The 13,885-nt window shown below is 74.4% G+C and carries 13 protein-coding genes; 6 read left to right on the top strand and 7 right to left on the bottom strand.

Annotated elements, in window-relative coordinates; all coding sequences use genetic code 11:
• Nucleotides 1–5: 5 nt before the first annotated feature.
• The 5 genes from trpM to lgt all read left to right on the top strand — a co-directional run bounded on the left by trpM (nt 6) and on the right by lgt (nt 4,640).
• The gene (gene trpM, locus ACN9MM_RS10665) at nt 6–287 is read left to right on the top strand and encodes a tryptophan biosynthesis modulator TrpM (RefSeq protein ID WP_426363393.1); all 282 of its coding nucleotides are present in this window, start codon (nt 6–8) and stop codon (nt 285–287) included.
• A 341-nt stretch (nt 288–628) separates the two neighbouring features.
• Nucleotides 629–1,867 carry a tryptophan synthase subunit beta gene (gene trpB, locus ACN9MM_RS10660; RefSeq protein ID WP_426363392.1) on the top strand — a complete coding sequence of 413 codons (1,239 nt, stop codon included), beginning with the start codon at nt 629–631 and terminating at the stop codon, nt 1,865–1,867.
• Nucleotides 1,864–2,685: a tryptophan synthase subunit alpha gene (gene trpA / locus ACN9MM_RS10655; protein ID WP_426363391.1), complete on the top strand. Its 822-nt coding sequence runs from the start codon at nt 1,864–1,866 to the stop codon at nt 2,683–2,685. The genes trpB and trpA overlap by 4 nt, the downstream gene beginning before the upstream one ends.
• Nucleotides 2,686–2,749: 64 nt before the next feature.
• On the top strand, nt 2,750–3,571 hold the full coding sequence (locus ACN9MM_RS10650) for a DsbA family protein (RefSeq protein ID WP_426363390.1): 822 nt from the start codon (nt 2,750–2,752) through the stop codon (nt 3,569–3,571).
• A gap of 88 nt (nt 3,572–3,659) precedes the next feature.
• Nucleotides 3,660–4,640 (top strand): prolipoprotein diacylglyceryl transferase, encoded by a 981-nt coding sequence (lgt, locus tag ACN9MM_RS10645; RefSeq protein WP_426363389.1) that lies wholly within the window; start codon nt 3,660–3,662, stop codon nt 4,638–4,640.
• A 58-nt stretch (nt 4,641–4,698) separates the two neighbouring features.
• Here lgt and ACN9MM_RS10640 read toward each other — a convergent pair whose 3' ends face one another.
• From ACN9MM_RS10640 to ACN9MM_RS10610, 7 genes are all read right to left on the bottom strand, one after another.
• Complete coding sequence (locus ACN9MM_RS10640) at nt 4,699–5,592, bottom strand: HpcH/HpaI aldolase/citrate lyase family protein (RefSeq protein WP_426363388.1); 894 nt, start codon at nt 5,590–5,592, stop codon at nt 4,699–4,701.
• A complete protein-coding gene (locus ACN9MM_RS10635) occupies nt 5,589–6,848 on the bottom strand; it encodes a CaiB/BaiF CoA transferase family protein (RefSeq protein WP_426363387.1) in 1,260 nt (419 codons plus the stop codon). The genes ACN9MM_RS10640 and ACN9MM_RS10635 overlap by 4 nt, the downstream gene beginning before the upstream one ends.
• On the bottom strand, nt 6,845–7,765 hold the full coding sequence (gene rbsK, locus ACN9MM_RS10630) for a ribokinase (protein WP_426363386.1): 921 nt from the start codon (nt 7,763–7,765) through the stop codon (nt 6,845–6,847). Before rbsK ends, ACN9MM_RS10635 begins: the two co-directional genes overlap by 4 nt.
• Complete coding sequence (locus ACN9MM_RS10625) at nt 7,762–9,144, bottom strand: ADP-ribosylglycohydrolase family protein (RefSeq protein WP_426363385.1); 1,383 nt, start codon at nt 9,142–9,144, stop codon at nt 7,762–7,764. Before ACN9MM_RS10625 ends, rbsK begins: the two co-directional genes overlap by 4 nt.
• Nucleotides 9,141–10,307: an ADP-ribosylglycohydrolase family protein gene (locus ACN9MM_RS10620; protein WP_426363384.1), complete on the bottom strand. Its 1,167-nt coding sequence runs from the start codon at nt 10,305–10,307 to the stop codon at nt 9,141–9,143. The genes ACN9MM_RS10625 and ACN9MM_RS10620 overlap by 4 nt, the downstream gene beginning before the upstream one ends.
• Nucleotides 10,273–11,745 carry an ADP-ribosylglycohydrolase family protein gene (locus tag ACN9MM_RS10615; protein ID WP_426363383.1) on the bottom strand — a complete coding sequence of 491 codons (1,473 nt, stop codon included), beginning with the start codon at nt 11,743–11,745 and terminating at the stop codon, nt 10,273–10,275. The genes ACN9MM_RS10620 and ACN9MM_RS10615 overlap by 35 nt, the downstream gene beginning before the upstream one ends.
• Nucleotides 11,746–11,858: 113 nt before the next feature.
• A complete protein-coding gene (locus tag ACN9MM_RS10610; RefSeq protein WP_426363382.1) occupies nt 11,859–12,854 on the bottom strand; it encodes an ADP-ribosylglycohydrolase family protein in 996 nt (331 codons plus the stop codon).
• Between the two features lie 252 nt (nt 12,855–13,106).
• On the opposite strand from ACN9MM_RS10610, the gene ACN9MM_RS10605 reads away from it, so the two are divergent.
• Nucleotides 13,107–13,835, top strand: coding sequence for a VIT1/CCC1 transporter family protein (locus ACN9MM_RS10605; protein ID WP_426363381.1), 729 nt, complete (start codon nt 13,107–13,109; stop codon nt 13,833–13,835).
• Nucleotides 13,836–13,885: the final 50 nt, after the last annotated feature.

The raw sequence follows: 13,885 nt of genomic DNA, 5'->3' as shown, positions 1-13,885 counted from the left end.
GAGTCATGACCCCCCGCCACGACACGCCGACACCCCCGGGCAGCGCCCGGGGGCCGGTCGGCGTGCCGTCGGCGACCTCCGTGGGACGCCGCCGCCTGCTCCGTACGGCCGCGTCCGTCCCCACCCACGCCCCCCTGGCCAGGGGCTGCCGTCCGCGCGGCTGCCGCGCGCCCGCCCGCCGTGTCCACGGCCGCCGGGTGCGGTACGTCATCGGCTCCGAGCCCGGCCAGGTCAACGGCATGCGATGGCGCCGGCGCCTCGCGCGCACCTTCACGTACGACGCCTAGCCACCGCCTCCGCCACGCCCGCCGTCCTGTGGGCCCGCCCCCGCCCGTGTGGGCAATCGTTCCGCAGGGCGGAACGGGTGGGCACACGGGACGGCGCCCTCAGCGGCGCCTCGCTCCCAGTGCCTTGACCCGCACCACCCGTGCGGTGCACCAGGGTGCGGGTCAGGGCGCGGAAGCCTCTGGCGCCGGCAAGGGCGCCGTCCGTTGTGCCCACCCGTTCCGCCCTTGCGGAACGTATGCCCACAACGGACGGGGCTGCCGTACGTGAGCGCGTCGCGCGCATAACGTGACCACCAACCCCACGTATCCCGGGGCGCACCCGCCCCGCGAGGAGCATCCGCATGTCCAGCGAGTTCTTCATTCCGGACCTGGACGGTCAGGTCCCCACCCCCGAGGGCTACTTCGGTGCCTTCGGCGGCAAGTTCATCCCGGAGGCGCTCGTCGCCGCCGTCGACGAGGTCGCCGTCGAGTACGAGAAGGCCAAGGCCGACCCCGAGTTCGCCCGCGAGCTCAACGACCTGATGGTCAACTACACCGGCCGGCCGAGCGCCCTCACCGAGGTGCCCCGGTTCGCCGAGCACGCCCGCGGCGCCCGGATCTTCCTCAAGCGCGAGGACCTCAACCACACCGGCTCGCACAAGATCAACAACGTGCTCGGGCAGGCCCTCCTGACCAAGCGCATGGGCAAGACGCGGGTCATCGCCGAGACCGGCGCCGGCCAGCACGGCGTGGCCACCGCCACCGCCTGCGCCCTCTTCGGCCTCGACTGCACCATCTACATGGGCGAGATCGACACCCAGCGCCAGGCCCTCAACGTGGCCCGGATGCGGATGCTCGGCGCCGAGGTCGTGGCCGTGAAGTCCGGCAGCCGGACCCTCAAGGACGCCATCAACGAGGCCTTCCGCGACTGGGTCGCCAACGTGGACCGGACGCACTACCTGTTCGGCACCGTCGCGGGACCGCACCCCTTCCCCGCCATGGTCCGCGACTTCCACCGGGTCATCGGCGTCGAGGCCCGCCGCCAGATCCTGGAGCGCGCCGGGCGCCTGCCCGACGCGGCCATCGCCTGCGTCGGCGGCGGCTCCAACGCCATCGGGCTCTTCCACGCCTTCGTCCCGGACGCCGACGTGCGCCTGATCGGCTGCGAGCCGGCCGGCCACGGCGTCGAGACCGGCGAGCACGCGGCCACCCTGACCGCCGGCGAGCCCGGCATCCTCCACGGGTCCCGCTCCTACGTCCTCCAGGACGAGGAGGGGCAGATCACCGAGCCGTACTCGATCTCCGCCGGACTCGACTACCCCGGCATCGGCCCCGAGCACGCCTACCTCAAGGACAGCGGCCGCGGCGAGTACCGGGCCGTCACCGACGACGCCGCCATGCAGGCGCTGCGGCTGCTCTCCCGTACGGAGGGCATCATCCCGGCCATCGAGTCGGCGCACGCCCTCGCGGGGGCCCTGGACGTCGGCAAGGAGCTCGGCAAGGACGCCCTGCTCCTCGTCAACCTCTCCGGGCGGGGCGACAAGGACATGGACACGGCGGCCCGCTACTTCGGGCTGTACGACGGGGAGGGCTCCAAGTGACGACCGGAAACATCCAGCTGCTCGGCGACACCCTCGCCAAGGCCAAGGCCGAGAACAGGGCCGCGCTCATCGCGTACCTGCCGGCCGGCTTCCCGACCGTCGACGGCGGCATCGCCGCGATCAAGGCCGTCTTCGACGGCGGAGCCGACGTCGTCGAGGTCGGACTCCCGCACAGCGACCCGGTCCTCGACGGCCCGGTCATCCAGACCGCCGACGACATCGCCCTGCGCGGCGGCGTGAAGATCGCCGACGTCATGCGGACGGTCCGCGAGGCCCACGCCGCCACCGGCAAGCCGGTCCTCGTCATGACGTACTGGAACCCGATCGACCGGTACGGCATCGAGCGCTTCACCGAGGAGCTCGCCGAGGCCGGCGGCGCGGGCTGCATCCTGCCCGACCTCCCGGTCCAGGAGTCCGCCGTGTGGCGTGAGCACGCCGACAAGCACGGTCTCGCGACCGTCTTCGTCGTCGCGCCCAGCAGCAAGGACGAGCGCCTCGCCACCATCACGGCCGCCGGCTCCGGCTTCGTCTACGCCGCCTCGCTGATGGGCGTGACCGGCACCCGCGAGTCGGTCGGCGAGTCCGCCGCGGACCTGGTCCGTCGCACCCGCGCCACCTCCGAGCTCCCCGTCTGCGTGGGACTCGGCGTCTCCAACTCCACGCAGGCGCGTGAGGTCGCGGCCTTCGCCGACGGCGTCATCGTGGGCTCCGCCTTCGTGAAGCGGATCCTCGACGCCGACGGCGACGAGGCGGCCGGGCTCACCGCCGTAAGGGAACTGGCGGCCGAACTCGCCGAGGGCGTCCGCCGCGATTCCTAGTCCGTTCGGGTGGATCTGGGACCGGGGAGGCGCGGATGTGCCTCCCCGGTTCGTTGCCTGGGGCGTGAGCGAGAACAAGCGGAACGGTCCGCAGAGTGCCCGGGAGCGGCTCAAGGAGCAGCGCGAGCGCGACAAGGCCCGAGAGAAGCAGCGGCGCGTCCTGATCGTGTCGGCGGCGGTGGTCGGTGTCCTCGGCCTGGCCGCGATCGTCGGCGTGATCGCCGCCGGCGGCGACAAGGACAGCGGATCCGACAAGGCGGGACCGGTGGTCGCGCCGACCGGGGCGACCGACGAGGACGCCAAGCCCGCGATCCCCACGGGCAAGGCGGACGCCCCGTCGACGCTCACGATCTGGGAGGACTTCCGCTGCCCGGCGTGCGCCCAGTTCGAGAACGTCATGCGGGACTCGATCCACGAGCTGGAGGCCTCCGGCGCCCTCAAGGCCGACTACCACCTCGCCACCCTCATCGACGGGAACATGGGCGGCAGCGGCTCGCTGCGCGCGGCGAACGCCGCCGCGTGCGCCCAGGACGCGGGGAAGTTCACCGCGTACCACGACACGCTCTACATCAACCAGCCGCCGGAGACGGACGACGCCTACGGCAAGAACGACAAGCTGATCGAGCTGGCGGCGAAGGTGCCGGGGCTCGACACGCCCGCCTTCCGCAGCTGTGTGAACGACGGCACGCACGACAGCTGGGTGAAGAAGTCGCACGAGGCCTTCCAGAACGGCGGCTTCCGCGGCACCCCGTCCGTCCTCCTCAACGGGGAGTCGATCTTCCCGACCAAGGGGAACGAGCAGATCTCCCCGGAGAACCTGAAGAAGTGGGTCGCCGAGGCCAACAAGGGCAAGAAGGCGGGCACCGCCTCCCCGTCGGCGGGCTAGCCGGGGCCCTCCTCGGACGATTGGTTACCCAGAAGTTGCCGGGCGGGCTGCCGTCCCGCCCGCCCGGCAGGGTAGCGTCGGTCCTGCCATGGACCTTGCCTACATTCCCAGCCCGTCGACCGGCGTGATCCACCTCGGACCGATCCCGCTGCGCGGCTATGCCTTCTGCATCATCATCGGTGTCTTCGTTGCCGTCTGGCTCGGCAACAAGCGCTGGGTCGCCCGGGGCGGCACAGCCGGCACCGTGGCCGACATCGCCGTCTGGGCGGTGCCCTTCGGCCTCGTCGGCGGACGCCTCTACCACGTGATCACCGACTACCAGCTGTACTTCAGCGAGGGTGAGAACTGGGTCGACGCCTTCAAGATCTGGGAGGGCGGCCTCGGTATCTGGGGCGCCATCGCGCTCGGCGCGGTGGGCGCCTGGATCGGCTGCCGCCGCCGGGGCATCGCGCTCCCGGCGTACGCCGACGCCATCGCCCCCGGCATCGCCTTCGCCCAGGCCATCGGCCGCTGGGGCAACTGGTTCAACCAGGAGCTCTACGGCAAGCCTACCGACCTGCCCTGGGCGCTGAAGATCAGCGAGGGCGCGAACCGTGAGGCCGGGCTCTACCACCCGACCTTCCTGTACGAGTCGCTCTGGTGCGTCGGCGTCGGCTTCCTCGTCATCTGGGCCGACCGCCGCTTCAAGCTCGGCCACGGCCGCGCCTTCGCCCTCTACGTCGCCGCCTACTGCGCGGGCCGCGTCTGGACCGAGTACCTGCGCGTCGACGAGGCGCACCACGTGCTCGGCCTGCGTCTGAACGTGTGGACGGCGATCGTCGTCCTCCTGCTCGCGGTGGTCTACCTGGTGCTCTCGGCGCGGATGCGTCCGGGCCGCGAGGAGATCGTGGAGCCGAAGAAGGCAGAGAAGGACGCGAAGGCCGGCGACACCGCGGACGCGGAGCCGGAGGACGCCGCCTCGGACACGGACACGGACACGGACGCCGGGAAGTCCGAGACGTCCGAGACACCCGAGGAACCCGATACGGAGAAGTCGGGCAACGGGGCCGGATCGGCCGCCAAGAGCTGATCACCACGGGTCGGAGGGCCGTCGGGACCGAGAGGTCCCGGCGGCCCTTTCCCGTGTGTCACCCCGTGCGGGCGGCGAGGGCGAGGACCCTGCGCGCGCCCTCCACCACCGCTGCGTCGACGAAACGGCCGTCCGGCAGGGCGAGGGCCCCCTGCCCGGTCGCGGCCGCCTCGACGACCTCACGGGCCGAGTCGATCTCCTCCTGGGTGGGCAGGTAGGCGCGCTCGATGACCGGGAGCTGACGGGGGTGGATGGCCGCCCGGCCGAAGAAGCCCATGGCCCGTCCCCGGGCGCAGCCGGCGGCCAGCGCGTCCAGGTCGCCGACGTCCGGGTGGACCGACTGGACGGGCGGCGGGAGGGCGGCCGCCCGGGCCGCGACCACCACGCGCCCGCGCGGCCAGTCGAGGCCGCTGTCCTCCCGTACCCCCAGGTCGGCGCGGAGGTCGGCCTCGCCGAGGGAGATGCCGCGGACGGCGGGGTGGGCGGTGGCGATGGCGTACGCGTGCTCCACGGCGAGGGCGTTCTCCAGGAGCGGATAGAGGGGGAGGCCCGGGGCGAGGGCCGCGATCCGGTGGATGTCAGTGGCGTGTGTCACCTTGGGTACACGGATACCGCGGAGGCCGGGGAGGGGGGCCAGGGTGGGGATGTCGCGCGGAGTGTGGACCCGGACGTGCACCGGGACGGGGTGGTCGTCGGCGAGGAGATCCGCCGTGGCGTCGAGGGCGTACGCCTTGCGGTGCGGGGCGACCGCGTCCTCCAGATCGACGATCACGATGTCGGCGCCGGAGGCCAGGGCCTTGCGGACGACCTCGGGGCGGTCGCCGGGGGCGTACAGCCAGGTGAGGGGGGTGCGCGGAGGCGCCGTGTTCCGCGGGGCGGGCGCGCCGGGCACGCCGGTCCGCCCGCCCGCGCCGGTCCGTTCTCGCTCGGCGGGGCCGTTGAGGGGGCTCATACCGCTCCCTGCTCGCGGAGGGCGTCGATCTCGGCGGGGGTGAGGCCGAGCTCGGTGAGGACGGCGGTGGTGTCCGCGCCGTGCGGCCGGCCGGGCCAGCGGATGCCTCCGGGGGTCTCGGAGAGCCGGAAGAGGACGTTCTGCATCTTGATCGGGCCGAGCTCGGGATCCTCCACCTCCGTCACGGTGCGGAGCGCCTGGTACTGGGGATCGGCGACGACGTCCCGGATGTCGTAGACGGGGGCGATGGCGGCCTCCGCCTTCTCGAAGGCCGCCATCGCCTCGTCACGGGTGTGGCGGGCGATCCACGAGCCCACCGCCTCGTCGAGCACCTCCGCGTGCTCGGCCCGGCCCGTGCCGTCGGCGAACCACGGCTCGTCGATCAGCTCCGGACGGCCGACGAGCCGCAGCACCCGCTCGGCGATCGACTGGGCGGAGGTGGAGACGGCGACCCAGGAGCCGTCGGAGGTCCGGTAGGTGTTGCGCGGGGCGTTGTTGCGGGAGCGGTTGCCGGTCCGGGGCTGGACGTATCCGAGCTGGTCGTACCAGAGGGGGTGGGGTCCGATGACGGAGAGCATCGGTTCGATGATCGCCATGTCGACGACCTGGCCGCGGCCGGTCGCCGTCCTGGCGGTGAGCGCGGTCATCACCGCGTACGCCGTGGCGAGGGCGGCGATGGAGTCGGCGAGGCCGAAGGGCGGCAGGGTCGGCGGGCCGTCCGGCTCGCCGGTGATCGCGGCGAAGCCGCTCATCGCCTCGGCGAGCGTGCCGAAGCCGGGGCGATGGGCGTACGGCCCGAACTGGCCGAAGCCGGTGACCCGGGCGAGCACCAGACGCGGGTTGACGGTGGAGAGCTCCTCCCAGCCCAGACCCCAGCGCTCCAGGGTGCCGGGGCGGAAGTTCTCCACGATGACGTCCGCGTCGGCGGCGAGCGCCAGCAGCGTGTCGCGGCCGCCCGGTGAGGAGAGGTCGAGGGTGATCGCCCGCTTGTTCCGGCCGAGGACCTTCCACCACAGGCCGATGCCGTCCTTGGCGGGGCCGTGGCCGCGGGAGGGGTCCGGCTTGCGGGGGTGCTCGACCTTGACGACGTCGGCGCCGAAGTCGCCCAGCATCATGGCCGCGAGCGGGCCGGCGAACAGCGTCGCCAGATCCAGGACGCGCAGCCCGTGCAGGGGCGGCGCGGGGTTCTCCGGCACGCTGGGACGCTTCGGCTCGGTGGGGTTCTCCGGCGCGGTGACCGGGGCGTGGGTGGTCATACGGCGTCCGCCTCCAGGATGTGGGGGGAGAGGAAGGCGGCCTCGATCTCGACGCGGTACGGCATCGAGGTCGACGCGCCCTCGCGCTGGACGGAGAGTGCGGCGGCCGTCTGCGCCCAGGCGAGCGCCTCCGGGGCGGGACGGCCCTCCCCGAGGGCGACCGCGAGGGCGCCGACGAAGGTGTCGCCCGCCCCCGTGGTGTCCACGGCCCGGACCCGGGGCGCGGGCACCGTGAGCGGTTCGGCGCCGCGCGCCGCGTACAGGCTGCCGGCCGCGCCGAGGGTGACGACCACCTCGGGGACGTCCCGCAGCAGGGCCTGCGCGGCGGCGCGCGGGTCGGTGAGCCCGGTGAGCGCGGCGGCCTCGTGCTCGTTGGGGACCAACAGGTCGGTGGCGGCGAGGAGTTCCGGCGGCAGGGGCTGCGCGGGGGCGGGGGTGAGGACGGTGCGGACACCGAGCCGGCGGGCGGTGGCGGCGCCCTCGACGACGACGGAGAGGGGGAGTTCGAGCTGGAGGAGCAGGGCGTCGGCGGTGCCGATGAGGGCCTCGTCGCCGTGCGAGAGGGAGGTGACGGTGCCGTTGGCGCCGGGGACGACGACGATCGCGTTGCCGCCCTCGTCGTCGACGACGACATGGGCGGTGCCGGAGGAGCCCTCGACGGTGCGCAGCAGATCGGTGTCCACCGCGCAGTGCTCCAGGGTGGCGCGGAGCCGTGCCCCGAAGTCGTCCGTGCCGACCGCCCCGATCATCGCCACCTCGGCGCCCGCGCGGGCGGCGGCGACGGCCTGGTTGGCGCCCTTGCCGCCCGAGATCGTACGGAAGGAGCGTCCGGTCACCGTCTCACCGAGGGCGGGGGCCCGTGGCACGTAGGTGACGAGATCCATGTTCGCGCTGCCGAGCACGACGATGCTGATCATGGGCGTACTGCCTCCGTGTGTGTCAGTTCGGCCAGGGTGTCGAAGCCGATGCCGTCGAAGGACGGCACCGAGGTCGCCAGACGATTCTTGAGGGGGGAGGTCCAGCGCTCGGGCAGCCGGTCCGGGTGGCCGGCGAGGAGCCCGGCGACCGAACCGGCGGTGGCGCCGTTGGAGTCGGTGTCCCAGCCGCCCGAGACCGCCGCGCAGACGGAGCGGGAGAAGTCGCCGTCGGCGTGGGTGAGGGCGGCGGCGAGCAGGGCGGCGTTGGGGACGGCATGCACCCAGTGGTACCCGCCGAGTTCCGCGTGCAGGCGGTCGACGACGGTGTCGAAGTCGGCCGTGTCCCGGGCCGCCGTGACGCCCAGCCGGACGGCCGCCGCCAGACGCGAGCGCGGCGGGATCACGCCGAGGCCGGCCGCGAGCGACCGGTGGACGTCGGCGGTGCCGGTCGCGGCGGCGGCGAGGGTGCCGGCGACGAACATGGCGCCGTAGACGCCGTTGGCGGTGTGCGTGAGCACCGCGTCCCGGTACGCCTGGGCGGCGGCGGCCGCCGGGTCGCCGGGGTGGGTCCAGCCGTGGACGTCGGCCCGGATCTGGGCGCCGATCCACTCGCGGAAGGGGTTGCGGCGGACGGCGGTCAGCGGGGGTTCCACGCCGTCCAGGAGGTTGCGGTAGGCGACGCGCTCGGCCGTGAAGGTGCGGCCGGCGGGGAGTTCGTCGAGCCAGAGGCGGGCGACGTCGGCGGTGGTGAAGTCGCTGCCGTACCGCTGGAGGAGCAGCAGGTTGAGGAGGGGGTAGTTGAGGTCGTCGTCCTCGGGCATGCCGTCGATGTTCTCGGCGAGGGAGGTGGCGGCGGAGCGGCGGTTCCAGGGGTGGGCGGCGAGCAGCTCCGGCGGGACGCCGCGGGCCGTGAACCAGGTGGTGAGGGGCCAGTTGCCGGCGGCGCGGGCGAGGGCGCGGAGGGCGGGGAGGGAGAGCTTCTCGACGGGCTTGCCGAGCAGGCACCCGGCGGCGCGGCCCAGCCAGGCGGCGTGGAGGCGGTCCCGTAGGGCGTTGCCCTCCGGCCCGGGGGCCGCACCCCCGGTCGGGGGAGGGGCGGTACGGGGGGCCGTCGAGGCCTGGATCGCGGGGAGGGACGTGGGCTCATGCGCCGCCAGGGGCGAGGGGAGGGACGCCAGGGTGTCCAGGAGTTCCTCCGCCAGGGGGCGGAGGGCCGGGCGGGGGGACTCCGATGCGCCCGCCGTCTCCGGGGCCGGGGGGCCGCCCGCCTGCTCCCAGCGGGCCGCCAGGGCATGGGCGTCGCGGCCGTCCTCCGCCGCCAGCCGGAGTTCGTGGCCCACCAGGTCCTCCGGCTGGACCCAGGTCAGGCGAAGGGTCACCGGTCCGCGCTCGTCAGCGTCGCGAAGGCCGACTCGTGGGCCCGGCGCACGTCCCGGTCCCGGGCGAAGACCTCACGGGCCACCTCCGCCAGCGCCCTCGCCGGGGCGTGCAGGTCCAGGCGGCTCGCCTCCGCCACCTGCTTCGCCCACGCGGACGGGACGGCGGACTCGCCGTGCAGGGCGCCCACGATCGCGCCCGCCATCGTGGCGATGGAGTCGCAGTCGCGGCCGTAGTTGACCGCGCCCAGGACCGTACGCCGGAAGTCGCCGCCGCCGACGAGCAGCATGCCGAGGGCGATCGGGAGTTCCTCGATCGCGTGAAGGCGGGAGGGGCGTCGGGCGCCGAGGGACGGGGCGCGGTAGTCGGGCCCGACCGTGTCGAAGGGGGCCACCGCCCTGCGCAAGGGGATCAGCGCGGTCTCGAAGTCCGTGTGATCGGCGGCGACTTCGGCGACCGCCCCGATCGCGGCACGCGTTCCGTCCTTCGCCAGGGACAGCGCCGCGGCCACCACCGACGACGGTGTCGCGCCCGGGGCGCAGGCCGCCGCGACCGCCGCCGCGAAGACGCCCGCCGCCTCCCGGCCGTACGAGGACTGGTGCGCGCCCGTCAGGTCGACCGCCTCGGCGTAGGCGGCCTCCGGGTGGGCGGCGTTGACCAGGCCGACCGGCGCCATGTACATCGCCGCGCCGCAGTTGACGACGTTGCCGTTGCCGGCCTCGCGGGGGTCCGCGTGGCCGTAGTGGAGCCGGGTCACGATCCACTTCTCGGCGAGGAAGATCCGCTGGAGGGGGAGCGCCTCGGCCTCCAGCTCCGGGATCCAGACGGGGGAGCCCATGAGTTCGGGGACGAGGTGGTCCGCGACCGCGTACGCGTCGAGGTGGCCGCGGACCTTCTCGTACACCCGGATCAGCGCGTGGGTCATCAAGGTGTCGTCGGTGACGTGCCCGTCGCCCTTGTGGTACGGCGCGATGGGCCGGGCGGTGCGCCACTCGCCGCCGTTCCAGGGGCCGACGATCCCGGTGACGCGGCCGCCGTGGCGCTCCAGGATCTGTTCGGGGGTGTAGCCCTCCACGGGGCCGCCGAGCGCGTCGCCGACGGCGGCCCCGAGGAGACTGCCGGTGATCCGGTCATCCAGGGTGGGCACATCCGGTGTGGGTGTCATGCCGGAATTGTCCACCTGGGGCGGCCGGTTCCGTGGCTCCCAGCAGCCCGGCGAGTTCCACCAGGTCCGTACCCGCGAGCCGGGGGAGCGCGCAGCCCGCGAGCGTCCTGCACGCCTCGCGCCAGCTCGCCGGGACCGAACGGCCGCCGCCCAGCGCGCCGGTGAGCGCGCCCGCGAGCGCCGGGGCCGAGTCGGCGACCCGGGACAGACAGGCGGCGGCCGGTACCGCCGCCGTCATCTCGCCCCGGGCGGCGGTGGCGAGGGCCAGGGCGACCGGGACGGTCTCGGCGGCGGCGATGCCGTAGCTGTAGACGTGGTCCACGATCTGGTGCTCCAGGAGCGGGACCAGCTCGAACGCCGAGCCGGCGGCCCGGGCCAGCTTCACGGCGTGCCGGGCGTTGCGGCCGATCTCGGTGACGGGCGGCAGTTCGGCGAGCGCCGCCTCGACGGCCTCGTCGACCGTCGCCCCGCCGAGGGCCGCGGCGACGGCCGCCGCCGTCGCGCGGGCGCCGTGAACGCCGTCGCCGTCCTGGGTGTACCGCGCGTCGAACTCGGCGAGTCCGGCGGCCGCGCGGGGGTCACCGGGGTGGACGACGGCGAGGACCGCGGCCCGGACGCAGGCCGCGTCGTCGAAGAAGTGCGGGTTGTCGTGGCCCGTGGCGGGCGGGCGCAGGCCGGTGGCGAGATTGCCGAGGCCCGCGTGGACCGAGATCCGGGCCCGGAGGGGAAGCACCGCCGACTCGACCTCGGGAGCGCGGTCCGCGGCGGCGGCGACCTGGCCCGCGAGGGCGTTCCAGGCCAGGTCGACGGCGGCGCGCAGCCGGCGGTCCGGCGGGAGGCCGGCGAAGACCGGGCCCGAGGCGGCGAGGACCGCCTCGGCGGTGAAGACCGCCCACTCGGCGTCGTCTGAGGGGCCGAGGCGGAGGGGCTCGGGGGGCTGGTTGAGGGCGATGGGGACGGGGAGGGTCGTCGTCGCGTTCTGCTCGGCGAAGGTGTCGAGTTCTCGGGTGAGGCGGCGGGTCCATTCGGGCATGCGGGCGGCGCGGTGCCGGGCGGCGGGCCAGCCGGCGGCGTCACCCGCGGCGATCCCGAGCAGCAGGCCCTCCGTCCTGTCGCGGGTCGCCCGGCGGGGGGCGCCGGGGTGCGGGGCGGTGTGGACGCCGCCCCACGAGCCGGTGCCGCGGACGGGGGCGGGAGCCTGCGCGAGGTCCTGCGGGGGCAGCCCCAGTGGCTGCGTGCCCGGCACCGGGGCGGGGCCCTGCGGGGCGTAGCCCGTTTCGTCCGTGGCCGGCACCAGGGCGGGGTCCTGCGGGGCGTAGCCCGTTTCGTCCGTGGCCGGCACCAGGGCGAGGTCCTGTGGGGCCGGTCCGCGTGCCGCCGTGCCCTGCACCGGGGTGTGGTCCTGCGGGTCACCGGGCAACGGGCCGGAACCCGGCATCGGGGGCTGCGCCCACCCTCCCCCGCGCTCTCGGCTTCCCTCGGGCAGGGGGGACCCCCCTCCCCCTGCGGGACGATGGTCCACGGCCGGGTTCGTCGTCGTCATGTCCGCGCTCATGCCGCCTCCTCCGGGGTCAGGAGGTCCGCGATGTCCAGGACGTGGTAGCCGCGCATCGACGGGAGGCAGCTGCCCGTCACCGGGGCGATGGCGGAGGCCCAGTCCCGCGGGATCGCGTCCACGCCGCCCGCCGCGCCCGCCAGGGCGCCCGCCACCGCCGCCGTCGTGTCGGCGTCGCGGCCCATGTTGACGGCCGTGAGGACCGCCGTACGGAAGTCGCCCCGGGCCGCCGCGAAAGCGCCGAACGCCAGCCCGACCGCCTCCGGGGCCAGGTCCGTCCAGGGGTAGCCGCCGATGACGACCGCCGAGCGGACCTGGCGTTCCCGGGTGAGCGGGTCCGGTTGGACGCGCTGGGCCGCGACGACCGCGCGGCGCAGCGAGCGGGCCGTCCAGGAGTCCATCGGGACGACGGAGAGGGCCGCCGCGATCACGGACGTGACGGTCGCTCCCGCCATCGCCGCCGCCACGCCCGCCGCCACCGCCTGGCCGCCGTAGATGCCCTCGCCGTCGTGGCTGACGCTGCCGTCGATCGCGACGAGCCGGGCCGCCTCCGCCGGGCGCCCCGCCGCGAACACCCCGAAGGGTGCCGCGCGCATCGCGAGGCCGTCGCTCCACGCGTGGCGGTGCTGGGCCGAGATGGGGGCCGCCAGGCCTCGGCGGAGGTTCTCCAGGGTGCCGCGCTCGGAGAATCCCGCGCCGCGGAAGGGGCCCTCGTCGAGGTCGGCGATCCAGTGGTGCCAGGCCCGTTCCACGTGCTGGACGGTGAGGGCGGAGCCGTGCCGGGCGAGGAGCAGCGCCGAGAAGATCGCGTACTCGGTGTCGTCGGTGCCCGCCGGGCTGTCCGTCACGAACCCCTCGATGCGGCCCCAGCGGCGGCGGATCTCGGAGGGCCGCATGTTCTCGGCGGGCGCGCCGAGCGCGTCGCCGACGGCGAGGCCGAGGAGTGCCCCCCTCGCCCGTTCACGCGTGTCGCAGGCCGTGCTGTTCACCATCTCGCGCCCCTTCCTCGGTGGAGGCGCCGACAGCGGCGCCCCGATGCCTGGATCTGTGCCACCCCGGGCCGCGAACTCGCCGAAGAAACGTCTCTGTCACCCGGCTGACACCTCGCCAGATAGGGGTGACCTCAGTGAGGCGGGCCTTAGTAAGTACGGCCTGGCTTGCTGGCGGACCCCTTACATCGCGCGTATTTTCGAGGTGTTGGGGGCGGCGGGTGCATCCCTGCCCGCCGGAACGAGGGGAGAGCCATGTCCATCATCGAAGCTCAGGCGCCACTGCACGAGGCCCACCGCGACAACCACACGCACCGCGACGTGAACGGCGGTTGGCTGCGCCCGGCGGTGTTCGGCGCGATGGACGGACTCGTCTCCAACCTCGCTCTGATGACCGGTGTCGCCGGTGGCTCGGTCTCCGCGCAGACCGTCGTCATCACCGGGCTCGCGGGCCTCGCGGCCGGCGCCTTCTCCATGGCGGCCGGCGAGTACACCTCCGTCGCCTCGCAGCGCGAGCTCGTACAGGCGGAACTGGACGTCGAGCGCCGCCAGTTGCGCAAGCACCCCATCGACGAGATGGAGGAGCTCGCCGCGCTCTACGTCTCCCGGGGCGTCGAGCCCGCGCTCGCCCGCGAGGTCGCGATGCAGCTGTCGAAGGACCCCGAGCAGGCGCTGGAGATCCACGCCCGCGAGGAGCTCGGCATCGACCCGGACGACCTGCCGTCGCCGATGGTCGCCGCCGTCTCGTCCTTCGGCTCCTTCGCGCTCGGCGCGCTCCTCCCGGTCCTGCCGTTCCTGCTCGGGGCGACCGTGCTGTGGCCCGCCGTCCTGCTCGCCCTCGTCGGGCTCTTCGCCTGCGGCGCGCTGGTGGCCCGCGTGACCGCCCGGGGCTGGCTCTTCAGCGGTATGCGCCAGCTCGTCCTGGGTGGTGCCGCCGCGGCCGTCACGTACGGGCTCGGCATGCTCTTCGGGGCCGCGTTGTAGCCCCCGTGGGGGATGTGCGGATTCCGTACCCACGCAGACGACCGAGAGGC

The sequence above is a fragment of the Streptomyces sp. E-08 genome (assembly GCF_049913095.1).
GTDB lineage: Bacteria > Actinomycetota > Actinomycetes > Streptomycetales > Streptomycetaceae > Streptomyces.
The sequence above is the reverse complement of the archived record's forward strand: the minus strand, read 5'-3'. Positions and strand labels throughout refer to the sequence as shown.